At 65.0% G+C, this 24,041-nt stretch carries 21 protein-coding genes; 10 read left to right on the top strand and 11 right to left on the bottom strand.

What is annotated here, in order from left to right; translation table 11 throughout:
- Positions 1-26 precede the first annotated feature (26 nt).
- Complete coding sequence (gene lipA / locus IQ292_RS08845) at positions 27-968, top strand: lipoyl synthase (protein WP_203309952.1); 942 nt, start codon at positions 27-29, stop codon at positions 966-968.
- Positions 955-1,413, top strand: a complete 459-nt coding sequence (locus tag IQ292_RS08840; protein WP_203309951.1) for a type II toxin-antitoxin system RatA family toxin — start codon at positions 955-957, stop codon at positions 1,411-1,413. The genes lipA and IQ292_RS08840 overlap by 14 nt, the downstream gene beginning before the upstream one ends.
- On the opposite strand, the gene IQ292_RS08835 is transcribed toward IQ292_RS08840, so the two are convergent.
- The 3 genes from IQ292_RS08835 to IQ292_RS08825 are packed head-to-tail and all read right to left on the bottom strand — an operon-like array spanning position 1,374 to position 3,531.
- The gene (locus tag IQ292_RS08835; protein WP_203309950.1) at positions 1,374-1,877 is read right to left on the bottom strand and encodes a CinA family protein; all 504 of its coding nucleotides are present in this window, start codon (positions 1,875-1,877) and stop codon (positions 1,374-1,376) included. The genes IQ292_RS08840 and IQ292_RS08835 overlap by 40 nt on opposite strands.
- The gene (locus IQ292_RS08830) at positions 1,874-2,401 is read right to left on the bottom strand and encodes a hypothetical protein (protein ID WP_203309949.1); all 528 of its coding nucleotides are present in this window, start codon (positions 2,399-2,401) and stop codon (positions 1,874-1,876) included. Before IQ292_RS08830 ends, IQ292_RS08835 begins: the two co-directional genes overlap by 4 nt.
- Entirely contained in the window at positions 2,398-3,531 is a 1,134-nt protein-coding gene (locus IQ292_RS08825) for a bifunctional 2-C-methyl-D-erythritol 4-phosphate cytidylyltransferase/2-C-methyl-D-erythritol 2,4-cyclodiphosphate synthase (RefSeq protein ID WP_203309948.1), read from the bottom strand. The genes IQ292_RS08830 and IQ292_RS08825 overlap by 4 nt, the downstream gene beginning before the upstream one ends.
- Positions 3,532-3,613: 82 nt before the next feature.
- Between IQ292_RS08825 and dusB the strand changes: the two genes are divergently transcribed.
- From dusB to hflX, 7 genes are all read left to right on the top strand, one after another.
- Positions 3,614-4,639: a tRNA dihydrouridine synthase DusB gene (gene dusB, locus IQ292_RS08820; RefSeq protein WP_203309947.1), complete on the top strand. Its 1,026-nt coding sequence runs from the start codon at positions 3,614-3,616 to the stop codon at positions 4,637-4,639.
- A 6-nt stretch (positions 4,640-4,645) separates the two neighbouring features.
- Positions 4,646-5,683, top strand: coding sequence for a two-component system sensor histidine kinase NtrB (locus IQ292_RS08815; protein ID WP_203309946.1), 1,038 nt, complete (start codon positions 4,646-4,648; stop codon positions 5,681-5,683).
- Complete coding sequence (gene ntrC / locus IQ292_RS08810; protein WP_203309945.1) at positions 5,680-7,107, top strand: nitrogen regulation protein NR(I); 1,428 nt, start codon at positions 5,680-5,682, stop codon at positions 7,105-7,107. The genes IQ292_RS08815 and ntrC overlap by 4 nt, the downstream gene beginning before the upstream one ends.
- A gap of 105 nt (positions 7,108-7,212) precedes the next feature.
- Complete coding sequence (locus IQ292_RS08805) at positions 7,213-9,441, top strand: sensor histidine kinase (protein ID WP_203309944.1); 2,229 nt, start codon at positions 7,213-7,215, stop codon at positions 9,439-9,441.
- Positions 9,442-9,444: 3 nt separating this feature from the next.
- Positions 9,445-10,818, top strand: a complete 1,374-nt coding sequence (gene ntrX, locus IQ292_RS08800) for a nitrogen assimilation response regulator NtrX (protein ID WP_203309943.1) — start codon at positions 9,445-9,447, stop codon at positions 10,816-10,818.
- 60 nt (positions 10,819-10,878) lie between these two features.
- The gene (gene hfq, locus IQ292_RS08795) at positions 10,879-11,430 is read left to right on the top strand and encodes an RNA chaperone Hfq (protein ID WP_287978577.1); all 552 of its coding nucleotides are present in this window, start codon (positions 10,879-10,881) and stop codon (positions 11,428-11,430) included.
- Entirely contained in the window at positions 11,427-12,716 is a 1,290-nt protein-coding gene (gene hflX / locus IQ292_RS08790; protein ID WP_203309941.1) for a GTPase HflX, read from the top strand. Before hfq ends, hflX begins: the two co-directional genes overlap by 4 nt.
- Here hflX and mazG read toward each other — a convergent pair.
- From mazG to IQ292_RS08750, 8 genes are all read right to left on the bottom strand, one after another.
- Entirely contained in the window at positions 12,702-13,430 is a 729-nt protein-coding gene (gene mazG, locus IQ292_RS08785) for a nucleoside triphosphate pyrophosphohydrolase (protein WP_238940935.1), read from the bottom strand. The genes hflX and mazG overlap by 15 nt on opposite strands.
- A 163-nt stretch (positions 13,431-13,593) precedes the next feature.
- Positions 13,594-14,211 carry a retropepsin-like aspartic protease family protein gene (locus tag IQ292_RS08780; RefSeq protein WP_203309940.1) on the bottom strand — a complete coding sequence of 206 codons (618 nt, stop codon included), beginning with the start codon at positions 14,209-14,211 and terminating at the stop codon, positions 13,594-13,596.
- Entirely contained in the window at positions 14,208-14,972 is a 765-nt protein-coding gene (locus IQ292_RS08775) for an MBL fold metallo-hydrolase (RefSeq protein WP_203309939.1), read from the bottom strand. The genes IQ292_RS08780 and IQ292_RS08775 overlap by 4 nt, the downstream gene beginning before the upstream one ends.
- Complete coding sequence (locus IQ292_RS08770) at positions 14,969-15,745, bottom strand: TatD family hydrolase (RefSeq protein WP_203310087.1); 777 nt, start codon at positions 15,743-15,745, stop codon at positions 14,969-14,971. Before IQ292_RS08770 ends, IQ292_RS08775 begins: the two co-directional genes overlap by 4 nt.
- Entirely contained in the window at positions 15,745-17,301 is a 1,557-nt protein-coding gene (gene metG / locus IQ292_RS08765) for a methionine--tRNA ligase (RefSeq protein WP_203309938.1), read from the bottom strand. Before metG ends, IQ292_RS08770 begins: the two co-directional genes overlap by 1 nt.
- A 58-nt stretch (positions 17,302-17,359) precedes the next feature.
- Positions 17,360-18,343: an AAA family ATPase gene (locus IQ292_RS08760; RefSeq protein WP_238940934.1), complete on the bottom strand. Its 984-nt coding sequence runs from the start codon at positions 18,341-18,343 to the stop codon at positions 17,360-17,362.
- A 7-nt stretch (positions 18,344-18,350) separates the two neighbouring features.
- The gene (locus IQ292_RS08755) at positions 18,351-19,517 is read right to left on the bottom strand and encodes a D-alanyl-D-alanine carboxypeptidase family protein (protein WP_203309936.1); all 1,167 of its coding nucleotides are present in this window, start codon (positions 19,515-19,517) and stop codon (positions 18,351-18,353) included.
- Between the two features lie 75 nt (positions 19,518-19,592).
- A complete protein-coding gene (locus IQ292_RS08750; RefSeq protein ID WP_238940933.1) occupies positions 19,593-20,573 on the bottom strand; it encodes a lytic murein transglycosylase in 981 nt (326 codons plus the stop codon).
- 261 nt (positions 20,574-20,834) lie between these two features.
- Here IQ292_RS08750 and IQ292_RS08745 point away from each other — a divergent pair, with 261 nt between their 5' ends.
- Positions 20,835-23,984, top strand: coding sequence for a TonB-dependent receptor domain-containing protein (locus IQ292_RS08745; RefSeq protein ID WP_238940932.1), 3,150 nt, complete (start codon positions 20,835-20,837; stop codon positions 23,982-23,984).
- Positions 23,985-24,041 lie beyond the last annotated feature (57 nt).

Here is a 24,041-nt window from a genome sequence, read left to right as displayed (position 1 = left end):
GCGGCCACAGGCGCTATCTCGCGCCCATGAACGAGATGACGCAGGTGGCCCGCCCCGAGCGGCAGCGCAAGCCCGACTGGATCCGAGTGAAGGCGCCGACCAGCGCGGGGTTTGCCGCAACGCGCGAACTGATGCGCTCGAAGAGCCTGACGACGGTGTGCGAGGAGGCGGCGTGCCCGAATATCGGGGAATGCTGGTCCAAGAAGCATGCCACGGTGATGATCCTTGGCGATACGTGCACGCGCGCCTGCGCCTTTTGTAACGTCAAGACGGGGATGCCGCGCGCGGTCGACCCGATGGAGCCGCAGAACGTTGCCGACGCTGCCGCGCAGATGGGGCTCGAGCATATCGTCGTCACCTCCGTCGATCGCGACGACCTTCCCGATGGTGGGGCCAAGCAGTTCGTCAAGGTGATCGAAGCCATCCGTCGCTCGAACCCCACGACGACGATCGAGATCCTGACACCCGATTTCCGCAACAAGCACGAGGCCGCGGTCGAGGCGATCGTCGCGGCGCGCCCGGACGTCTACAACCACAATCTGGAGACCGTCCCGCGGCTCTATCCGACGATCCGGCCGGGCGCCCGCTATTACGCATCGCTTCGGCTGCTGGAGAGCGTCAAGAAGCTCGATCCCTCGATCTTCACCAAGTCGGGGATCATGCTCGGGTTGGGCGAGGAGCGGCTGGAGGTCCATCAAGTCATGGACGACATGCGCTCCGCCGACATCGACTTCCTGACCATGGGGCAGTATCTGCAGCCGACCCCGCGACACGCGAAGGTCGCGGAGTTCGTCACTCCGAAGGCCTTTGCCGCTTATGCGTCGATCGCTCGGGCAAAGGGTTTCCTGCTGGTCGCGTCTTCGCCACTGACCCGTTCGAGCTATCACGCCGGCGACGATTTCGCGAAGATGAAGGCCGCGCGCGCGGCGAAGTTGGCGGGGACGCAGCCGGTTCATGCCCAAGCATAATGAGACGCGCCGGCTTCCCTATACGCCGGAACAGATGTTCGATCTCGTCGCCGACGTGAAGCACTATCCGGAGTTTCTGCCGTGGGTCAGCGCGATGCGCGTGCGCCAGGACAGTGATACGGCGACGCTCGCCGACATGATCGTCGGCTTCAAGGGGCTGCGCGAGACCTTCACGTCGAAGGTCGAGAAGGAGCGCCCCGGCCGCATCCATGTCGAATATATCGACGGGCCGCTGAAGTATCTCCACAATGACTGGCGTTTCCGGCCCGACGGGGAGGGATGCGCCGTCGACTTCGTCGTCGACTTCGCCTTCAAGAACCGCGTTTTCGAAATGCTGGCGGGCCAGGTCTTCGGCATGGCGCTTCGCAAGATGATCGGCGCGTTCGAGGAGCGTGCCGCGCAGCTCTACGGCAACAACAGGTCGAGCGCGACCAGCGCGGCCTGAAGTCGCACGCCGCCGCGCCCCAGATCACCGAACGCCTTCATGTCCGCGTGGACGTCGGCCGGATCGGCGCCTTTCTCGGCGCGCGCGAAGATGACGGTGCCGACCGGCTTCTTCGCCGATCCCCCGCCCGGTCCTGCGACCCCGGTGATCGCCACGGCCACGTCCGCTCCGCTTTGCGCCAGGGCGCCCTGCGCCATCGCCCAGGCGGTCGCGATCGACACCGCGCCGAACGTGTCCAGCACGTCCGCGTTGACCTTCAGCAGCGCACGCTTCGCGTCGTTCGAATAGGTGACGAAGCCCGCGCCGAGCACGTCGGAGGATCCGGGTATCTCGGTGAGCGCCGCGGCGACGAGGCCCCCGGTGCAGCTTTCCGCGACGCTGACCATCCGTCCCGCGGCGCGGTTTGCCTCGATGACTTTCGTCGCCGCCGCGACGAGTTCGGCTGGGAGCACGCTGTCGATCATCGCGCGCTTCCTGCGCAAAGCGGCAGGTCCGGCACGGCGCTGTCCTTGCCCTTCGCCTTCTCGGCTTTCAGGTAGCCGAGCGTGGTGACGATCACGCCGGCGGCATTCTGCGGCGGGAGCGGAGACAATTGCGTTACCAGTCGATCGATGGTGCCGCAATCCGCGGGGTTGATCCTTCCGACCAGCAACGGCGCCAGTGCGGCGGTCAGCAACGGTCGGGCATAGTCGGACTGAAGCAGACCATCGATCAGCGGATCACTGAGCTTGACGATCGCCGCACGGGCGTTGGGCCAAGCGCGTTCCGCCGCATCCTTGTAGCGTGCGAGGAACGGACCGTCGCTCTGCCGAAGCAGGCTCGACGTCGGCAGCCGCGTCGCGCACACGACACCCGTCTGCTCTAGGATGGTCGGAAGCGCGACGAGCGTCACCGCCTCGGCTTCCGGCGCGGTGAGACAGCGGCTTTGTGCCTGGACCGGCTGCGCGAGCAGCAGCATCGCGGCGGAGAGGAACAGCGCAGTCTTCATCGCGGTTGCTCCGGAAGCCGGATCGTCGCCACGGCCTGTGCGGCAATACCTTCGCCGCGGCCGGTGAAACCGAGCCTCTCCGTCGTTGTAGCCTTCACGCTGACGCGCGCCTCAGGCAGGTCGAGAAGCGTGGCGATCCGCGCCCGCATCGCGGAACGGTGCGGACCGATCTTGGGGGATTCGCAGATCAGGGTCAGGTCGACGAAGTCGACGCGACCGCCGACATCCGCCACTAGAGCGGCGGCATGGCGGAGAAATTGACCGGACTCGGCGCCTTTCCATTGCGGATCGCTGGGCGGGAAATGGGTGCCGATATCGCCCGCGGCGATCGTGCCGAGCAATGCATCGGTGATCGCGTGCAGCGCGACGTCGGCGTCGCTGTGGCCCGACAGGCCCTTGTCATGCGGGATGAGGACGCCGCCCAGCCACAGTTCCTCCCCGTCCTCGAGACGATGGACGTCGAATCCGGAGGCGCTACGTGTTTCCCATGCCACCCTTTTTTCGGCGGCAGCGAAGTCTTCGGGATGCGTGACCTTGTCGAGCATCGGATCGCCCTGCACCAGAACGACGCGTCCGCCAAGCCGCCGCACCATCTGGGCGTCGTCGGTCGCCTCCTCGCCGTCCGGCCATTGGCGGTGGGCGGACCGCAATGCCTCGAGGGTGAAGCCCTGCGGCGTCTGCACGCGTGACAACCCGTCACGCGACACCACTGCGCCGTCGCGCACCAAAGTGTCGGCGACGGCGAGCACGGGATAGGCGCCATCGGCTTGGTCCAGCGCCGAGACGACGCGGTCGATGACGGCCGCGGGTACGAAAGGTCGGGCGGCGTCGTGAACGAGGACGCGCTCCCCCTCGATCGCCGCCAGCCCCAACGCCACCGACTCGCGACGGGCTTGCCCCCCCGTCACCAGGCGAACGTCGCCAAGCACGTCCCGAGCCTGGGCCTCCGCGCCCGGCGCGACCACGACGACGACGGAATCAACCGCCGGATGATTGGCGAATGCCTCATAGGCATGGGACACCAAGGCCTTGCCGGCGATTTTGGCGAATTGCTTCGGTATCGCACCGCCGGCCCGCGTGCCGGAGCCCGCCGCCAGGATCAGCGCAGTCGTTCGTGGTCGATCGTTCATCGGCGCAGCCCTAGCTCCGGTCGTCGCACCTTGCCAGCGCACTGCCGAAGCGGTACGGCGTGCCTGATTTTTAGGCAGTCCGATGCGTACCCTTACCCCCATCCAGATCGGCCCCGTGCGGATCGACCAACCTGTCGTGCTTGCGCCGATGACCGGCGTCACCGACATGCCCTTCCGCACGCTCGTCCGTCGCTATGGCTCCGGTCTCAATGTCACCGAGATGATCGCCAGTCAGGCCGCCATCCGCGAGACGCGCCAGTCCATACAGAAGGCGGCCTGGCACCTTTCGGAAGAGCCGGTCTCGATGCAGCTGGTCGGGTGCACCCCCTATGAGATGGGGGAGGCGGCCAAGCTCGCCGAGGATCGTGGTGCCGCCATCATCGACATCAACATGGGCTGCCCGGTCCGCAAGGTCACCAACGGCGACGCGGGATCGGCCCTGATGCGCGACCTGAAATTGGCCGCGGCGCTGATCGATGCCGTCGTCAAGGCCGTGGCCGCGCCCGTGACGCTCAAGATGCGCATGGGTTGGTGCCACGACAGCCTGAACGCCCCGGAACTGTCGCGAATCGCGCAGGACCTCGGCGTCAAGCTGATCACCGTTCACGGCCGCACCCGCAACCAGATGTACAAGGGGCAAGCCGACTGGGCGTTCATCCGTCGGGTCAAGGATGCCGTCGACCTGCCGGTGATCGCCAATGGCGACATCTGCTCGATCGAGGATGCCGAGGCGGCGCTGGAGCAATCCGGCGCGGACGGCGTGATGATCGGCCGGGGCGCCTACGGCCGGCCGTGGCTGTTGGGGCAGGTGATGCACTGGTTTGCGACCGGAGAGCGGCGCGCCGATCCTGATATGGATGAGCAATATCGCATCATCGCCGAGCATTACGAAGCGATGCTCGATCATTATGGCACCCACACCGGCGTCAACATGGCACGCAAGCATATCGGCTGGTATACCAAGGGGCTGAATGGATCGGCCGAGTTCCGAAATGCGGTGAACCAGGAGCCGGACGCGACCGTCGTCAAGCGCATGCTTGCCGACTTCTACGCGCCGTTCCGTCGTCAGCCCTCGCTGCGCGCAGCTCCGCTGTCAGAAGCGGCCTGACCTCTCTTGGCGGGTCGGCCGGGATTTGCCGATCTGTTCGCCGCCCTTCCGGTGGCGGTGCTGGTCGTCGACCCGGAGGCGCGCATCGCCCATGCCAACGCCCTGGCGGAGGGCCTGCTCAACCTCTCGGAGCGCGTGATGCGCGGCCAGCCGCTGACGGCGATCCTGCCGCCGCCGGAGGACAACGGGCGCGACGGTCATGGCCTGGCCGTCTACGACGTCGACATCGCAACTCCGCGCGGACGCATCAGGGTCGACTATGCCGCGGCGATGCTCGCCGACTATCCCGGCTGGCGCGTGATATCCCTGCACGCCTCCGCGAGCACACGGGGCCTGGGCCATTCCGCCGGTCGCGTCGCCAGCGCCCGGGCGGCGAGCGGTGCTGCGGCGATGCTCGCGCACGAGATCAAGAACCCGCTGTCGGGCATCCGCGGTGCTGCCCAGTTGATCGGGGCAGGTGAGCTGACGACCCTCATCGTCACCGAGGTCGACCGCATCGCCGCGCTGATCGACCGGATGCAGGATTTCAGCGACACGCGCCCTTTGCCCGTCCGTGCCGAAAACATCTATCCGCTGATCGCGCATGCGCGCCGCCTCGCGCTTGCCGGCTTCGCACGTGGCCTGACGATCGAGGAGCGCTTCGATCCATCGCTGCCGCCGGCGATGGTCGATCGCGACGCGCTGCTGCAGATCCTCATCAACCTGCTCAAGAACGCGCAGGAAGCCACGCGCGACACGCGCCAGCCCCGTCTGGTCCTGACGACGGCCTATCGGCATGGCATGTCGGTCAGCGCCGCGCCGGGCCGGCCACGCATACCACTGCCGATCGAGATCTGCGTCATCGACAACGGGCCTGGCGCGCCGCCCGATATCGCGGACCATCTGTTCGATCCCTTCGTCTCCGGCCGTCCGGAGGGGCAGGGACTTGGGCTCGCGCTCGTCGACAAGCTGATGCGCGACATGGGCGGCATCGTACAATATGCCCGCGAAGGAACCCCGGAGATGACGACCCTGCGCCTGCTGCTGCCGAGGGCTGCCTCGTGACTCGCGCCGTCAACCGGATCCTCGTCGTCGACGACGACGCCGCGATCCGTACGGTCGTCAGCCAGGCGCTCCGTCGTGCGGGCCACGACGTGCAGACCGCCGAGACGCTCGCGCAACTCGACCGCATCCTGGCCACCCGCGTACCGGACGTGCTCGTGACCGACGTCGTCCTGCCGGACGGCGACGGGATCGCGCGCGTGAAGGAGATCGGTGCCCGCCTGCCGCAGCTGCCGATCATCATCCTGTCGGCGCAGAATACGCTCACCACCGCAGTGCGTGCGAACGAGGTCGGCGCCTACGACTATCTGCCCAAACCGTTCGACCTCGATGCGCTGACGGGCGCCGTCGCCGGCGCGCTGGCGCGGGGCGTCCCCTCGCCACAGGCCGATGCCGCCGAGGACCCGGCCTTGCCACTGATCGGTCGATCCGCGGCGATGCAGGACGTCTATCGGATCATCGCCCGCGTCGTCTCGAACGATCTCACCGTCCTCATCTCGGGAGAATCCGGTACCGGCAAGGAGCTCGTCGCGCGTGCCATCCACGATCTGGGTCATCGGCGCGACGCACCTTTCGTGGCCATCAACATGGCCGCGATCCCCCGCGAACTGATCGAGGCGGAGCTTTTCGGGCACGAACGTGGCGCCTTCACCGGTGCGGGCCAGCGCAACGCCGGCCGGTTCGAACAGGCCGCGGGTGGAACCCTGTTCCTCGACGAGATCGGCGACATGCCGATCGAGGCGCAGACGCGACTGCTGCGGGTGCTCCAGTCGGGCGAGTTCACGACCGTGGGGGGCGCGCGCGCCATGCGCGCGGATGTGCGCGTCGTCGCGGCCACCAATCGAGACCTTGCGGGCCAGGTGACGTCCGGTCATTTCCGCGAGGACCTGTATTACCGGCTCAACGTCGTGCCCGTAGCATTGCCGCCGCTGCGCGAACGACGGCAGGACGTTCCGTTGCTCGCCCGCCACTTCCTCGAAACGGCAGCCGCGCAGGGCCTGCCGCGTCGACGCCTGACCGACGACGCACAGGCCGCGCTGGCCGCTTATGACTGGCCAGGCAACGTGCGCGAACTGGAGAACCTGATGCGGCGGCTTGCCGCGCTGGCGCGCGACGAGGTGATCGACGTCTTCGCGATCCGCACGATGCTCGGCGCGCCGATCGAGGCTGGCGAGCGCGCGGTTCCGGAGATCGCGGCGGCTGTGCACCATCTGATCGAACGGATCGCGCGCGAACGGCCCGACGCGCTCGATGACGGCACGCTGTACGACCGTGTCATCGGGGAGGTCGAACGCCCGTTGATCGAGTCGATGCTCGCCCGCCACCACGGCAATCAGTTGCGCGCGGCGCGCGCCCTGGGACTGAATCGCAACACATTACGCAAGCGTCTCGATACGCTGGGCATTCAGGCCAAGAACGAGGATTGACGCGATATTTTTGCGGCCGACGGCTTGGCGGCGCGTGACGAACCGAAATCCGGTCAGAAAAGATTGTGGTTTCCGTGCAACAATGTGCGTTGTACTGTGGGCAGGATGACAGCGCCTGCCCCGGCCGCCCCTACGCACGACGAACCCCGCCGTTGGTTTCGGATCACGCCGGCTCTGGAGGCCGTCGTGCTGTTCGTCGGGCTCGCGGTGGTCGGCGCGACCTATTTCGTCATCGCGGGGACGAGTGCGCCTCAGGTGCCGCTGTCTCCGCCCGTGATGGCGTTGCTGCTCGTCGCGAACCTCGTGCCCGGTATCCTCCTGCTTATGCTGGCTGGCCGCCGCATCGCCCGCCGGCGGGCGGCTCAGTCCTTGATCGGCGGCGAAGGACGGCTCCATGTCCGGCTGGTCGCAATCTTTTCCGCGGTCGCCGCGGTGCCGGCCCTTCTCGTCACGATCTTCGCCTCGCTGCTGTTTCAGTACGGCGTCGAATTCTGGTCGTCCGATCGCGCGCGTGGCATGCTCGAAAATGCGACGTCGCTGCTGCGCATCAACTACAACCAAGAACTCGATCGCGTCACGGGCCAGACTGAGGCGATGACGACCGACCTTGGTTATTATCTGACCGATCATGCCGTCGACAGCGAATATTTCGCGCAGGGCATCGCATACCAGGCGCTCAACAGAAACCTTTCGGAAGCGGCGTTCTACATTAAGGGCGAAGCGGTCCCACAGGCCTTCATCAATCCGTACCATCGCCGTCTCGACCGCGTGCTCACGCCTCAGATCGTCGCGAAACTGCGATCCGGCGCCAAGAAGGTGGTCATCGAGGCGAAGGACCGGGTCGCGGTCATCATTCCTATGAAATATGGCGAGGGGGCCTATCTGTACGCCGCCCGGGTATTCGATCCGGAGACCGCGGCACAGTGGCGGCGCGGGGAGCAGATCACCGCCGACTTCCGCGCGATGCAGGCACGATCGAGAACCCTGCAGTTGCGCTTCAATGCCGCATTGCTTGTCGTGTCGCTTCTCATCGTGGCATTCGCCGTCTGGTTCGCACTGAATGTCGCCGATCGCCTCGTGCGGCCCGTGGGCGAGCTGGTGGGAGCGGCGCGCAGGGTCACCGGTGGCGACCTGAGCGCTCGCGTACCCGATCCGCGTGGGCGGGATGAGATCGGCACGCTCGCTCATGCGTTCAATCAGATGACGGGGCGTCTGCAGGAGCAGAATACTGAATTGCTGACCGCGAACGATCAGCTGGACGCACGTCGCGCGTTGATCGAGGCGGTGATGGCCGGTGTATCCGCGGGTGTCGTTGCCACGGCTCCCGGTGGCGAAATCCGTATCGTCAATCATTCCGCCACGGAGCTTCTCGGGGCCGAAGGTCATGGGCTCGTCGGTAGGAAGCTGAGCGACGCCGCGCCGGAACTCGCCGATTTCGTCGCATCGGGCGAGCGGGAGGCAATCGTGCAGATCGCGCGTCCCGGAGAGCCGCGGACACTTGCGGTACGCATCGCGCGTACCGACTCCGGCCCCATCCTGACCTTCGATGACATCACCCAGCAACTTCTCGATCAGCGTCGTGCCGCCTGGTCCGACGTCGCGCGTCGTATCGCACACGAGATCAAGAACCCACTGACGCCGATCCAGCTTGCCGCGGAGCGATTGCAACGTCGCTACGGCAGCAAGATCGATGCCGAGGATACGACCTTCGCCAGGTTGACCGACACGATCGTCCGGCAGGTCGGCGACCTGCGCCGGATGGTCGACGAATTCTCGTCGTTCGCGCGCATGCCGAAGCCCGTCTTCCGCGAGGAATCGGCAGTCGACATCGGTCGCCAGGCGCTGTTCCTGCACGAGGTTGCGCATCCTGGCATCCGGTTCGCCTTCGATCATCCGGCGACGATGCCGACGTTGGTGTGCGACCGGCGCCAGTTGAGCCAGGCGCTGGTGAATATCGTCAAGAACGCGGTCGAGGCGATCGAAAGCAAGGGTGCACCGGGCGGGACCGTGACCATGCGGATGCGCGAGGACGGCGAGGTCCTGACGATCGAGGTGGAGGACACGGGTATCGGCCTGCCACCGGAGCGTGACCGTATCGTCGAGCCCTATGTGACGACGCGCGCGCGCGGGACCGGGCTGGGGCTGGCGATCGTCAAGAAGATCGTCGAGGAGCATCACGGCACCATGGTTTTCGCCGACCGGGAGGGCGGCGGCACCATCGTACGGATGGCCTTCGACACGGGGGCGCTGCGGCGCCTCGATCAGGGCGCCGATGCGCCCGTGCCGGCAGCGGGGGGCCGGCTTTCCGTTTTAACTCAATCCGATCGGATCTAATCCATGGCCCTCGACATCCTCGTCGTCGACGACGAATTCGACATCCGCGAGCTGGTCGCCGGCGTCCTGGAGGACGAAGGCTATGAAACGCGGGTCGCCGCCAACAGCGACGCGGCGCTGGAGGCCATCGCCATGCGCCGTCCTTCGCTGGTCCTGCTGGACGTATGGTTGCAGGGATCGCGGCTAGACGGGCTGGATTTGCTCGACGAGATCAAGCGGCGCGATCCGTCGATCCCAGTTCTGGTCATATCCGGCCACGGCAATCTCGACACGGCCGTCGCCGCGATCCGGCGCGGCGCGTCGGACTTCATCGAGAAGCCGTTCGAGGCGGAGCGATTGCTGCTGCTCGTCGCACGCGCGACCGAGACGGAGCGGCTGCGGCGCGAGGTCGCGTCGCTGCGTGCGACCGTCGGGCGCGAAACCGATCTGACCGGCAGCTCGGGCGCGATCAATGGCGTGCGCGCGACGTTGAAGCGCGTCGCCGCCACCGGCAGTCGGGTGCTGATCATGGGGCCGGCGGGGGTGGGCAAGGAGATCGCGGCGCGCCTTCTCCATGGGTGGAGCAATCGCGCCGACGCGCCCTTCGTCATCGTCAGCGCCGCCCGCATGACGCCCGAGCGGGTCGAGGAGGAATTGTTCGGCGTGGAGGAGGGGGGTGATCTCGTCCGCCCCGGGCTTCTCGAACAGGCGCACGGCGGCACTTTGTTCCTCGACGAGATCGCCGATATGCCTGTCGCGACGCAGGCACGTATTCTGCGCGTATTGACCGATCAGAGCTTCAGCCGGATCGGCGGCACCCGCATCGTCAAGGTCGATGTCCGCGTCGTCTCCGCCACGTCGCGCGACCTTACGCAGGAGATTGCCGGCGGCCGGTTTCGCGAGGATTTGTACTACCGCCTCAATGTCGTGCCGGTGAGCATCCCCGCGCTGTCGGAACGCCGCGAGGACATACCCGCGCTCGTCGAGCATTTCATCGCCCATTACGCCTCCGAGCGGCGCGTGCCGACGCCCGAGATCGCACCCGATGCCATGGTCGCGCTGCAATCCTATGATTGGCCAGGCAATGTCCGCCAGCTTCGCAACGTCGTCGAGCGCACGATCATCCTCGCGCCTGGCGACCGTATCGGCCGGATCGATCTCGACCTGCTGCCGGCGGAGGTGCTTGGCGACCAGGGCGATCTGGGCGGTGGTGGCGGCGCCATCATGGGAGCGCCGCTACGCGAGGCCCGCGAGACGTTCGAACGCGAATATCTGCGCGTCCAGATCCGTCGCTTCTCCGGCAACATCAGTCGCACGGCAAGCTTCATCGGCATGGAGCGCTCGGCATTGCACCGCAAGTTGAAGCTGTTGGGCATCACCGACCTGCGCGAGGATTGATCGCGGGTGGACGCGGGCGGTCGGCGTTCATAGATAGGGGCGTCGCCCGCGCAGGGCGGCATCCGACGCCGGGAAACGGCGCGACAGCGGGCGAACGTCCCGCCAAGAACACGAAGGGCTGACTTCATGGCCGACAAGCAAGGGTCTTTGCAGGACCTGTTTCTCAACGCACTTCGCCGCTCGAAGACCCCGGTGACCATGTTCCTGGTCAAAGGCGTCAAGCTGCAGGGTATCGTCACCTGGTTCGATAATTTTTCGGTGCTGCTGCGCCGCGACGGTCAGTCGCAGCTGATCTACAAGCACGCGATTTCGACGATCATGCCGTCGGGTCCGATGGATGTCGCCGCTATCGTCGAGTCGGTCGGCGAAGCGCAGCGCAAGCAACCGCTGCTGCAGGAAATCTTCCTCAATGCCGTACGCAAGGCGGAAGACCCCGTCACCATGTTCCTGATCAATGGCGTGATGTTGCAGGGTCAGATCGCTGGTTTCGACCTGTTTTGCATGCTGCTCCAGCGCGAAGGCATGGCACAGCTCGTGTACAAGCATGCCGTATCGACCATCCAGCCGTCGCGTCCGCTCAATCTCGCGGATGAGGGTGAAGACGGCGAGTGAGCACCGGCTTCAACCGCGACCGTGACGAATTCGCCCGCGGCGGTCGGGCACTGGTGGTCCTGCCGGATCAGGGCGACGCGCATCGTGACGCCGACGCGCGGCTGGAGGAAACCGCCGGCCTCGCCGCCGCGATCGGGCTTGTCGTGGCCGACCGGATCGCACTGCGCGTCCGTCAGCCGAAGCCGGCGACGCTGATCGGCAGCGGTCAGGTCGAGCAGCTTGCGGTGCAGGTTCAGCAGGATCAGGCGGATCTCGTCGTATTCGATGCCAGCCTGACGCCCGTCCAGCAGCGTAACCTGGAAACCGGCCTCGGAGCGAAGGTCATCGACCGGACGGGGCTGATCCTTGAGATCTTCGGCGAGCGCGCCGCTACGGCGGAAGGGCGGTTGCAGGTCGAACTCGCGCATCTCGATTACCAGGCGGGCCGACTGGTGCGGAGCTGGACCCACCTGGAACGGCAACGCGGTGGCTTCGGCTTCCTGGGCGGGCCGGGTGAAACGCAGATCGAGGCGGATCGCCGCCTGATCCGCGACCGTATGGCGCGGCTTCGTCGCGAACTCGAACAGGTAAGCCGCACGCGCGGCCTCCATCGCGAACGCCGTCAGCGCGCGCCCTGGCCGGTCATCGCCTTGGTGGGATATACGAACGCGGGCAAGTCGACGCTGTTCAATCGGCTGACCGGCGCGCACGTGATGGCCGAGAACCTGCTGTTCGCGACGCTCGATCCCACGTTGCGCCAGATCTCGCTGCCTGGAATCGACAAGGCCATCCTCTCGGACACCGTCGGTTTCGTGTCCGACCTGCCGACACAACTCGTCGCGGCGTTCAAGGCGACCCTGGAGGAAGTGGTGTCGGCCGACCTGTTGATCCACGTCCGCGACATCGCGCATCCCGACAGCGAGGCGCAACGCGCCGATGTAGAGGCGGTGCTGGCGGAGATCGGTGTCAGCGACGCGACGCCGCGGTTCGAGGCGTGGAACAAGCTCGACCTGCTCGACGAAGACGCGCGCACGGCCATGATGGGCGAGGTGGTTCGACGTGACGACGTCGTGGCGATTTCGGCGCTGACCGGGGAGGGGGTGGACACCCTCGTCACTGAAGTGGCGGCCAAGTTGACGGCGGGACATCGGCGCTACTGGATAACGCTCGATGCCGCCGACGGCGCAGGGGCGGCCTGGTTGCACGCCCATGGCGAAGTGCTTGGTCAGCATGGCGAGGGCCTCCAGACGCAATATGAGGTGCGGCTGGCCGAACGGGATTACGAGCGCTTCCTACAGCGCGGGTAGCGTCTCGGTCTTCGCCGCCTGCCACAGCGCCTCCTTCGCTTCGAGGCTCAGCGACGAGAAGCCTTCGCCGCCGGCGATCTCGATCGCCCGAAACCGTCGTTCGAACTTGGCGTTGCCGCGACGCAGCGCCGCTTCGGGATCGACTCCAAGGTGGCGCGCCCAATTGACGACCGCAAAGAGCAGGTCGCCGATCTCGTCCTCCTGCGCATCCGTGCTGTCCGCGGCCATGACCTCCTCGATCTCCTCGACGACCTTTGCACGCGAACCGTCGGCGTTCGGCCAGTCGAACCCCACTCGCGCCGCACGCTTCTGCAGCTTTTCCGCCCGAAGGAGCGCGGGGAGTCCCGCCGCGACGCCATCCATCGCGCTCGTGGCGCCCTTGGCGGCGCGCTCGGCTGCCTTGACGTCCTCCCAACGGTGGTGGCCGCCGTCGGCGGCATAGGCGAAGATATGGGGGTGGCGTCGTTCCATCTTGTCGCTGATCGCCGCGACGACATCGTTCAGATCGAACGCACCGCGCTCTTCGGCGATGCGACTGTGAAAGACGACCTGTAGCAGCAGATCGCCGAGTTCATCCCTGAGATCGCCCACATCCTCGCGCGCGATGGCGTCCGCCACCTCATAGGCTTCCTCGATCGTATAGGGCGCGATCGTCGACCACGTCTGAGCGACATCCCATTCGCAGCCGTGCTCCGGATGCCGAAGACGCGCCATGATCGCAACGAGCCTGCCGATATTCGCCTTGTCCGGTGTCACCGTGCCTCCAGCTTCCCGTTGTCGGACACGTCCTGTAGCGAGCCGGTCCGATCATTCAAAGGTCAGGAGGGGGCGCATCACCGGTACCGGACGAATGATGACCCAAGATCGATAATATGTATTATGTTAAATCCTGTGGATGGTGGGGCTCGAGGATCAGCGTCCGCCCTTCCACGCGCCAGGACTTCAGCTTCGACAGGAAGTTCATGCCGAGCACGTCGGTGTCGCCGAAAGCCGGCGACACGACGACGCCCAGGTCGCGCGCGGTGATGTCGCCCAGGCGGATTGATCGGACGGTGGCGGTCTTTGCGCTGATCTGGCCATTGGCGGTGTTGATCACCATCGGGAACATCCCGGCCTCGACCTTCAGGCCGGCAGCGTTGGCGGTCCCGACGGACAGCGCGGTCACCGTCGCGCCGCTATCGACCAGCATGCGCCGCTCGACGCCGTCGACGCGCACGCGAGCCCAGAAATGACCGTCCCCGCTCATCCGAATGCGCGTTTCCTTGCCGACCACCGTCTGGTCGTCGAGCTTGAGGACTGCCGCGATGCGCTGCAGATACGGATCGAACTTCTCACGCTCGTTCACGACCACCAGGGCCACCACGGCGATGAACGCCCAGCTCGCAAGGGAGATGACGACCCGCAGGATCGGCACACGCCGTGCGATCAGGGCGGAAATCGGCAGGATCAGAAGTAGCAGATACAGAGCGGCATGCCCGCCCAGATCCGGTGTCATAGATGGAATTCCAGCCCGTCGTAGCCCGGCTCCACGCCGGCGGGCAGCGTCGCGCGGAGCGTGGCATAGTCCATGCTCTGATCCATATGTACGAAGGCTGACCGCCCCGGGCGCAGCGCCGTGATCCAGTCGAGAACGGTCGGCACGTCGGGATGCGTGGGATGCGGCGCGTAGCGCAGAGCGTCGACCACCCAGACATCCAGGCCGGCGTAAAGCTCCTGCATTTGCGGCGTTAACTCATGAAAATCAGTAGCATAGCCGAGTGTCCTACCGCCGGCTGAAAAGAGCAGCCCTGCAGACTGGATGTTGCCGTGCGGCTGGTCGACGACGGAAATCGTCAAGCCGCCCAGCGTCATCTGGTCGGGCAGCAGAGTCCCGTCGATCGTGGGCGGATAGCCCGCGCGTCCCGCAAATGCATAGGTGAACCGATCGCGCAGCGCTTCCAGCGTCTGCTGCCGCGCAAAGCCCGGAACCGGTCGGCCGGTCGCGTGGAAGATCTGGCGGACATCGTCGATACCGTGACAATGGTCGGCGTGATCATGCGTCCAGATGATCGCATCGACCGTGGCGACTTCGGCGGCGAGAAGCTGTTCGCGAAGGTCGGGGCTGGTGTCGACGAGCACCCGCACACCCTCATGCTCGACGAGGAGAGACGCACGCGTGCGACGGTTGCGCGGTTCTGCCGGGTCGCAGGCCCCCCAGTCGTTGCCGATCCGCGGCACGCCCGACGACGTGCCGGAGCCGAGGATGCGGACTTTCACCGCACCGCCTTCGAGAACAATGCGTAGAAGTTGTCCGCGGTTCGTGCAGCAAGGTCTTCGATCCGCTCACCGCGCAGCTTCGCGAGAAAGGCCGCCGTGTCCGCGACGAAGGCCGGTTCGCCCGGCTTGCCGCGATGCGGTACCGGCGCAAGGAAGGGAGCATCGGTCTCGATGAGCAGCCGGTCGATCGGCAGCCTTGCCGCGGTGTCCTGAAGATCGCGCGCGTTCTTGAACGTCACGATACCCGAAATGGAGATGTAGAGACCAAGCGCCATCGCGGCATCGGCAAAGGCGCCGCTAGCGGTGAAGCAATGGATGACACCGGTATAGGCCCCCTGCTCCATCTCATCGCGTAGGATCGATAGCGTATCGTCTTCCGCATCGCGCGTGTGAACGATCAGCGGCAACCCCGTTTCCCGCGCGGCCGCGATATGCGCGCGAAAGCTCGCTTGCTGGCGATCGCGATCGGAATGGTCATAGAAATAATCGAGACCGCTCTCGCCGATGCCGACGATACGGGGATGCCGTGCACGCTCGACGATCTTGGCGGTGTCGACATGGGGATGCTGATCGGCTTCGTGAGGATGGATGCCGACGGAGGCCCAGACGTCGGGTTCCCGCTCGGCCGTCGCGACGATATCGTCCCACTCGCGTTCGCGCGTCGCGATGTTCAGCATCACGCCGACCCCGCGACCGCGCGCGCGCGCCAGCACCGCCTCCTGATCTTCGATCAGGCCCTTGTAGTTGAGGTGGCAGTGGCTGTCGGCGAACATCATGCCTCCGCTGCGACCGGCAATTCGAGGCGCGGGAAGACAGGCGTCGGTGGCGCGATGACGAAGCCTGCAGCAGCCTGGCGCGCATACCAGCCATCATCGTCGATCGCGGCATGATCGCGGGCCTCGGCGCCGATCTGATCGAGGACCTTGCCGGCCGAGTTCGGCACGACGGGTAGGATCGCGATGGCGAGCATCCGTATGGCACGGACCAGCGTGCGCAGCACGGCGTGCATCCGCTCCGGATCCGTCTTGCGCAACGCCCAGGGCGCCTGCGCATCGATATATTGGTTGCAGGCGAAGACGCCGCGCATCCACGCCTCGATTCCCTGGCTCATCATCAGATCGTCGAACGCGGTGCGAAGCCCGGCACAGGCGACGACGATCTCCTCGATCAGCATCGCATCCGCAGGATCGCCTCTGCCTTCCGCCGGCATCGTTCCGCCCAGATTCTTTGCAATGAACGAAAGCGTGCGTTGTGCGAGGTTTCCGAAGCTGTTGGCGAGCTCCGCGTTGACGCGCGTCACGATCGCATCGGCCGAATAGCTGCCATCCTGGCCGAAGCTGACTTCGCGCAACAGGAAATACCGCACCGCATCTACCCCGAACGCGTCTATCAGCTCGTCGGGTCCGACCACGTTGCCCAAGGACTTGGACATCTTTTCGCCACGGTGCAGCAGGAACCCGTGGGCGAAGACCTGGCGCGGAAGCGGCAGGTTGGCCGACATCAGGAACGCCGGCCAATATACCGTGTGGAACCGCGTGATGTCCTTGCCGATCAGGTGCAGGTCCGCGGGCCAGTAGCGCGCCATCATCGCCGCGTCATCGGGATAGCCCGCGCCGGTCAGATAGTTGGTCAGCGCGTCGACCCAGACGTACATGACATGGCCCGGGCTGTCCGGCACCGGCACGCCCCAGTCGAAGCTGGTACGGGACACGGACAGGTCCGAAAGTCCCCCCTCGACGAAGCGGAGTACCTCGTTTCGACGCGATTCCGGTCGGATGAAATCCGGGTTCGACGCATAGAGATCGAGCAGCGGCTGCTGATATTTCGACAGGCGGAAGAACCAGGTCTCCTCTGCCGTCCACTCCACCGGCGTACCCTGGGGGGAGAGCTTCTGCCCCCCCTCCCCGTCGACCAGTTCCTTCTCGTCGTAGAACGCCTCGTCGCGGACGGAATACCAGCCTTCGTAGCGATCGAGGTACAGGTCACCGCTTGCCTGCATCGCCCGCCAGATCGTCTGGCTCGCGGTATAATGATCCGCCTCGACCGTGCGAATGAAGCGATCGTAGCTGATGTTAAGAGCGGACGCCATGTCGCTGAAATATGACGACATCTTATCCGCGAATGCCCGCGTTTCCATGCCTTGTGCGCGTGCGGTCTGGGCCATCTTGAGACCGTGCTCGTCCGTGCCGGTCTGGAAACGCACGTCGCGCCCCGCCTGTCGCTGGAAGCGGGCGATGGCATCGGCGGCGATCATCTCATAGGCGTGGCCGATATGCGGTCGCCCGTTGGGATAGTGGATCGCGGTGGTGATGTAATAGGGATCGGCCATGTCGGCGTCCCTAGTCGATCGTCCCGGCGAGGTGAAGCCCGCCCCCGGCCGACGCCCGTCAGCGCAGCGTCGCGAGGATCCCCGCCATCTCATAGACGGTTGCCTGCGGATCGAGCGACAGGCCGATCGCGGCGCCCGCCAGCTCGCGCGCTGCGGTCTGTGCGTCGAGCGCCGTCTTGAGGCGGGCGCCGGATCGGCGGTAGGCCTCGCGCGCGATCAGCGTCGGCACGCGCTCCAAGAACAGTTCGTAACGGCGCGCATTCGCCTTGCCCGCCAAGGCCTTAGCTAGAGCGGCCCGACGAGCGTTGCCCGGATCACCGTCCCCGGCGATCGCCACGATCGCCTGATCGAGCGCCGCGACATCAAGCCCGGCATGGCGGAGCGCACGGCCAGGCGCACCCTCCCCCGTCGCGACCAGGGTCGCGATCTCGTCGCGATCCGCCTCCGGCAGAAGCCGGTCGAGCGCGCGCGCCATCGCGTCGTCGTCGAGTGGCCCGAAGCGCAGAATGCGACAGCGTGACCGGATCGTCGGCAGCAGGCGCCCGGGCGCGTGGCTGACCAGCAGGAAGATCGTGCCGACGGGAGGCTCCTCGAGGTTCTTGAGGAGCGCATTGGCGCCGCCGCGCTCCAGATCGTCGGCGGCGTCGATGATGACGACGCGGCGCGCGCCCATCGAGGGCGTAGTCGCGAACATCGGCTGCAGCGTACGCACCTGCGCGATGGTAATGCTCCGCGCGAGGTCCTGGTCCGGCTTCTCGGGATCCTTGAGCAGGCGCCGCAGGATGCGCAGGTCAGGATGCGAGCCCGCGTCCACCAGCGCCCGCGTGGGGTGGTCCTCCGGCACCCCAAGCCCCGGCGGCAGGGCGCGCGCGCCGCTCGCCTCCGCCAGCATGCGCAGCGCAGCCGCCTCGGCGAAGCTCGCCTTGCCCACACCCTCGGGCCCGACCAGAAGCCAGGCGTGATGCAGCGTCCCGCCTTGCAGCGCCGCGAGGAAGGCGGCCTGCGCATCGGCGTTGCCGATCGGCAGCGCGCCCCCGCTCAAGACGCGATCAGCCGAACAGAGAGGTGAAGCCGGCCCAGGCGCGTCCGAAGAAGCCGGCCTCGCCGACATCCGAAGCGGCGACCAGCGGCAGCCGCTGTTCGGGCATGTCGGGCGACTGGACGACGAGGTCGGCGATATGCTGCCCCTGCTTGATCGGAGCGCGGACCGGGCCTTCGTAGACGACCTTGGCGCTCAGTTTCGGGGCCGCGCCGGAGGGCAGCGTCACCGTCAGCTGCTTTGGCGCGACGAGCCCGACCGTGCTGCGGCTGCCCATCTGCACCTCGGCGGTGCTGACCTCGCGTCCCGCGGCGACAACGGGCTTGGCCTGCCAGGCGCGGAAACCCCAATCCATGAAGCGGACCGACTCTTCGGCACGCCCGGTGTAGGTCGGCAGTCCGGCCACGACCATCACCAGCCGGCGGCCGTTCTGTTCGGCAGAGCCGGTGAAGCCGTAACCCGCCTCTTCGGTATGCCCGGTCTTCAGGCCGTCCGCGCCGGCGACGCGCCCGAGCAGCGGATCGCGGTTCGCCTGGGTGATGTCCGCGCCCGCGCCCAGCGTCTTGCCCCAGGTGAAGTTCGGCAGCGAGTAGAAGCGCTTGTAGAGATCAGGGAAATCCTTGATCGTAGCGGCCGCCAGATGCGCGAGGTCGCGGGCGGTGACGTAGGTCGCGCCCCCGTCCGGCCAGCCGTTCGACGTGCCAAAATGACTGTTGGTGAGGCCCAGGCGCTTGGCCGCGTCGTTCATCCGGTCGGTGAACGTCTGCTCCGTGCCGCTGATGCCTTCCGCAAGGACGACGCATGCGTCGTTGCCGGACAGCGTGACGATGCCCTTCAGCAAATTCTCGACGCTGACATTCTCGCCCGACGACAGGAACATCGTCGATCCCGCCTGCGGACCGTGCCACTTCTGCCAGGTCTCCGGGCGCACCTGCAACGTTTGGTCGAGCTTGAGTTCCCCCTTCTTGATCAGGTCGAACGCTACATACACCGTCATCATCTTGGCCATGGACGCGGGCGGCATCCGGCGGTCGGCATCGCGCTGGTACAGCACGGCGCCCGACGACAGGTCTTCCATATAGGCGATCGGCGCGGTTCCCTGGAACTGCGGCGCGGCGGCGATCGTCGGATTGGCGAGCAGGGCGACGAGAAGCGGAGCGGCAAGCAGCTTGTTCATGGGGTGATCAGACGCTTTCGAAACGGATGGCGATACGGGCAGAAGACACTTCCATAAGCGGAGTATGCGGTGACGTCATCCCTCGACGGCATCGGCGAGCAGGCCGACCGACAGCGCGTAGAAGTTGGAACAATTGTAATCCAGGATGACGCGATAATTCCCGGTCAGCAGATAGGCGGTGCTGCCCGCCCCGTCCGGTTCGATGAGCGTCGCCAATACGCCGTCGGCGGGCCAGGCGCCGCGCTGCGGGACGATGCCGAGCGCGCGCCATTCGGCCATCGTCTTCCACCCGCTGTGACGCTCGAACACACGCGGGCATCGCGGCGAGACGAGACGATTGGTCAGCTGGGCGCGGTCCAGGCTCTGCGGAACATTGACGGCCAATCCCCACGGCTGCCCGGGACGCCAGCCGGCATTGGCGAAATAATTGCCGATCGACGCGAGCGTGTCGGCGGGACTGTTCCAGATATCGACCCGCCCGTCGCCATCGCCGTCGCGCCCCAGCCGTAGATAGACGGAGGGGAGGAATTGCGGATTACCGGTCGCGCCGGCCCAACTGCCCTTCAATTGCTCGCGCGACACGCCGCGATCGAGCATCTTCAGTCCGGCGATGAACTCGCCCGCGAAAAGATCGCGGCGGCGGCCCTCGTACGCGAGCGACGCTAGGCTGCGTAACAGATCGAAATTGCCCGTATAGGCACCGTAATTCGTCTCATGCCCCCAGATGGCGACCATGATCGATTCGGGGACTCCCGTCTGCCGCTCGACCGACGCCAATCGGTAGCGTTGCGCAAGATAGGTCGCACGACCGCGCGCTATCCGGGCTGCGTCGACGTGGCTGCGCCGATAGGGCGCGAACGGCGGCGTGGCGGTACTTCCGGAATTGCCGGGCTGCGCGCGATCCAGTTCGATCGTCCGCTCGCTCAGGCTGAGCGTCGGAAACACCGCATCGATCGTCGCCGCGGTGACACCCGCCGCGGCCGCCTGCGCCTTCAATTGCGGCAGATAGGCCTGAAACCCGGCTTCATCCTGGGCGCTCGCCGGCGAATCGCACATCAGGAGCGTCAAGCCCAGCAGGCACGACTGGAAACGGCGATGTGTTCGGAACCCCCACATGGTGATGCCGGTGCCACACCCTACCCCGCGGGTGAACCCCGAACCGTCGCGCCTCTTGCACGCAGCACCGCGTAGCTGAGCACTTGCCGTATGTTCCCAACGGACGGCGGACCGGCGAGATGACGCCAAGATGACATCTGCGTCATGTACTGTGACATTATTGCCACGCAGCGCAAGTTTGTTTCTAGGCCGAAACGGATTATGTCCGTTCTCGACCGGAATCGTGCTTTGCTGGCGTCTCCTTTCAAGGGGGACATGTCGATGCGCTTACGACTTTTGACAAGAGCAAGTACGATCGCCGCTGTGGCTTTTGCCGCGCAAAATGCGATTGCTCAAGATGCCAGTGACTTGGCCAACAAATCGGGTGCGGACGTTAGCCAGAACACCACCTCCGATACTGAGAGCAAGCCCGAACGGTCAAACGACATCATTGTCACGGGGTCACGGATCGCGCGCCCCAATCTGCAATCGACCGTTCCGATAACGAGCCTGACGGGGGAGCAGCTTTTCCAGACGGGCCAAATATCGGTGGGCGATCAGCTCAATCAGCTCCCGCAGCTCGCGCCAACGTTCAGTCAATCGAACTCGACGCGATTTCTCGGGACCGCTGGCCTCAATCTGCTCGATTTGAGAAGCCTCGGAACGCAGCGCACACTGGTCCTGGTGAACGGCCGTCGCCACGTTGCGGGTGACATCTTGAATTCGGGCGTATCCGTCGACGTCAATACGATCCCGACGGATCTGATCGAGAGAACGGATATCGTCACCGGCGGCAACTCTGCCGTATATGGCTCCGACGCGCTCGCCGGCGTGGTCAATTTCAATTTGAAGCAGAACTTCGACGGCCTGCAACTCCGTGGCCAGGCTGGCGTAAGCGACTATAAAGACGCCGGTTCCAGTTTCGTGAGCGCACTCGCCGGCAAGAACTTCGCGGATGGCCGCGGCAACATCGCCGTAAATATCGAGTTTGCCCATCAGACTCAGTATTTCGCTAGTTCCAGGCCCTATTTGTCCAGTCAGACAGCCTTTATCGCAGTGCGTCCCGCAGGCTCAGGATCGCCCGGCTCGCCTGAGAATATTCTGTTCCATGATGTCCGGAGTGCATCCTACAGCAATACCGGATTGGTACGGTTCGGCGGTACGGCCAGATTGAATTGCGGCACAGCCCTCAACGGCGGCTTCTACAATTGCCCGTACACGTTCACGTCGGATGGGAAGCTCATCCCCTTGACGGGGCAGCGCATCGGGCTGGCGCCAACGGGTAACTTTATCGGCGGTAACGGCGATAATTTCCGTGAGGGCAACGAATTCCAGCTGCAGCCGCAACTCGATCGCATCAACGTAAACCTGATCGGGCATTATACGTTCAGCGACGCGTTCGAACCCTATGTCGAAGCGACTTGGTCGCATACCACGGTCTTCGGCTCGGGATCCAGCGGCCCCGCCTTCATCAACGGCACCATCACGGGCGACCCTCGTGAGACGATCCGTATAGACAACCCATATCTGACCGACCAAGCGCGAAGCATAATCCTGGCGAACCGGCCTGGCGCAACGGCCTTCGCGGTGCGTGAGAGACTGATCGGCTTGGGCGTCCGGGCCGAGCGCTCGTTCAGAGATACCTACAGGGCCGTTGCCGGCGTGAGGGGCTCGATCTTCGGCAACTGGAACTATGATCTATCGGCCAATTATGGGGAACTGCAAGAAAAGACGACAATCCTCGGCAATCTCAACAAGCAGCGCTTCCTGCTGGCGAATGACGCCGTTCGCAATACGGCTGGGCAGATCGTGTGCCGGAGCCAGGTCAATTCGGCTGCAGCCGGATCCGATTTGGCAGGAAACCCCTCGGTGCTCGCGGCGGACGTCGCTGCATGCACGCCCATCAATGTCATGGGCGGTCAATTCACGGACGCGCAGCGTGCGTACCTGCTGCAGAATACCACTGCGATGGGCAAGATCACGCAATTCGACGTCACGGGTAGCCTGACCGGCGATCTTGGCAAGCTGTTCACCCTGCCCGGGGGCCCGATCGCGTTTTCGATCGGCGGAGAATATCGCAGGGAAACCAACTATTACAATCAGGACCCGCTGGTCGAACAGGGTTACACCTTTTACAACAGCATTCCCACCTTTACCGCGCCGGCGCTGGCGGTGAAGGAGGCATTTGGCGAGCTGCGCGTTCCGTTGCTCAAGGACTTGCCATTAGCCCAAGAAGTAAGCTTGAGCGCGGCCGCGCGCGTTTCCGATTACAACACGCGTGCCGGGACAGTTTGGTCTTATAATGTCGGTGGTGATTGGATACCCTTTTCGGACATTCATTTCCGCGCAAACTACTCCAGGGCGGTCCGTGCGCCGAATCTGGGTGAACTCTATGCACCGGCTAGTCAAAACTATACTGGGCTAGCCGATCCCTGCTCGGCGTCGAATATCAATGGCGGCATCAATCCGACCAAACGCGCCGCAAACTGCGCCGCCGCTGGCCGACCCGCAAGTTACGATTTCCAGTATTCAAATACGCTCGGATATCTGAGCGGCGGCAATCCGAATCTAAACGCGGAAAAATCCGACTCCTATACCTACGGGGTCGTTTTGCAGCCGCATTGGATTAGAGGATTTTCGTTCTCTGCCGACTATTACAACATCAAGGTAAGGAGTGTCATAGCGGCTCTGGACCCGCAGACGATCGTCGATCAATGCTACGACAGTTCCAGTCTCAATAACCCTTATTGCGGTCTTTTTCAGCGGAATATTACCTCGGGCCCCGGGCCGCACGGCGAGGAACCCTTCCAGATAATCGAAAATTCCCTGTTGGCCGCAGGCGTCAACTTCGCGCTTCTCCGCGCTCGGGGAATAGATAGTGAGCTGAATTACACGAACGAAGTAGCCGGCCTCGGACGCGTGACCATCAATCTCAACTACTCCCACGTCATCCAGCAGGATAACTATCTTGATCCGACCGATCCATCGAATAGGAGCCGCGGTCGCGGCAATCTTGGCCAGCCGATCGATCGTTTCGTGCTCGACACGGGTCTGCGTACGGGCGCTGTCGAGCTCGGCTACAAGCTGCGCTGGATCGGCCGCCAGTATGTCGGCGCCTTCGAATACTATAATCCGCTTAACGGCAACCCGCCCACCGATCCATATTACGCGGATTATCGATACTATCCGGTGGTCGCCTATCACGATGTCCGTGTGGCGGTGAACGCCACGGACAAGTTCAACTGGTATTTGGGAGTTGAGAACATCGGCGACCGCCATCCACCGCTCAATGCAACCGGCATCGGCGGCGGCAGCGCCATCTTCGACGTACACGGCCGATACATCTATACAGGTATCGCAGCGAAATTCTGACGCATGCAATTCGCCGGCGGCAAAATCTGATTTTGCCGCCGGTGTTCACATCTTCGA

Source organism: Sphingomonas beigongshangi (assembly GCF_016820445.1).
GTDB lineage: Bacteria > Pseudomonadota > Alphaproteobacteria > Sphingomonadales > Sphingomonadaceae > Sphingomonas > Sphingomonas beigongshangi.
This window is presented reverse-complemented; position numbering and strand designations above follow the sequence as displayed.

Bases quoted from the DNA above. Each gene is read 5' to 3' on its own strand.
- mazG (WP_238940935.1), bottom strand. From the start codon at position 13,430: ATGGCGCGTCTTCGGCATCCGGAGCACGGCTGCGAATGGGATGTCGCT.
- ntrX (WP_203309943.1), top strand. From the start codon at position 9,445: ATGGCCCTCGACATCCTCGTCGTCGACGACGAATTCGACATCCGCGAG.
- IQ292_RS08805 (WP_203309944.1), top strand. From the start codon at position 7,213: ATGACAGCGCCTGCCCCGGCCGCCCCTACGCACGACGAACCCCGCCGT.
- IQ292_RS08835 (WP_203309950.1), bottom strand. From the start codon at position 1,877: ATGATCGACAGCGTGCTCCCAGCCGAACTCGTCGCGGCGGCGACGAAA.
- IQ292_RS08830 (WP_203309949.1), bottom strand. From the start codon at position 2,401: ATGAAGACTGCGCTGTTCCTCTCCGCCGCGATGCTGCTGCTCGCGCAG.
- metG (WP_203309938.1), bottom strand. From the start codon at position 17,301: ATGGCCGATCCCTATTACATCACCACCGCGATCCACTATCCCAACGGG.
- IQ292_RS08755 (WP_203309936.1), bottom strand. From the start codon at position 19,517: ATGAACAAGCTGCTTGCCGCTCCGCTTCTCGTCGCCCTGCTCGCCAAT.
- IQ292_RS08840 (WP_203309951.1), top strand. From the start codon at position 955: ATGCCCAAGCATAATGAGACGCGCCGGCTTCCCTATACGCCGGAACAG.
- dusB (WP_203309947.1), top strand. From the start codon at position 3,614: ATGCGTACCCTTACCCCCATCCAGATCGGCCCCGTGCGGATCGACCAA.
- IQ292_RS08770 (WP_203310087.1), bottom strand. From the start codon at position 15,745: ATGTTCGCCGACAGCCACTGCCACCTCAACTACAAGGGCCTGATCGAA.
- IQ292_RS08825 (WP_203309948.1), bottom strand. From the start codon at position 3,531: ATGAACGATCGACCACGAACGACTGCGCTGATCCTGGCGGCGGGCTCC.
- IQ292_RS08780 (WP_203309940.1), bottom strand. From the start codon at position 14,211: ATGACACCGGATCTGGGCGGGCATGCCGCTCTGTATCTGCTACTTCTG.
- lipA (WP_203309952.1), top strand. From the start codon at position 27: ATGAACGAGATGACGCAGGTGGCCCGCCCCGAGCGGCAGCGCAAGCCC.
- IQ292_RS08745 (WP_238940932.1), top strand. From the start codon at position 20,835: ATGTCCGTTCTCGACCGGAATCGTGCTTTGCTGGCGTCTCCTTTCAAG.
- IQ292_RS08750 (WP_238940933.1), bottom strand. From the start codon at position 20,573: ATGTGCGATTCGCCGGCGAGCGCCCAGGATGAAGCCGGGTTTCAGGCC.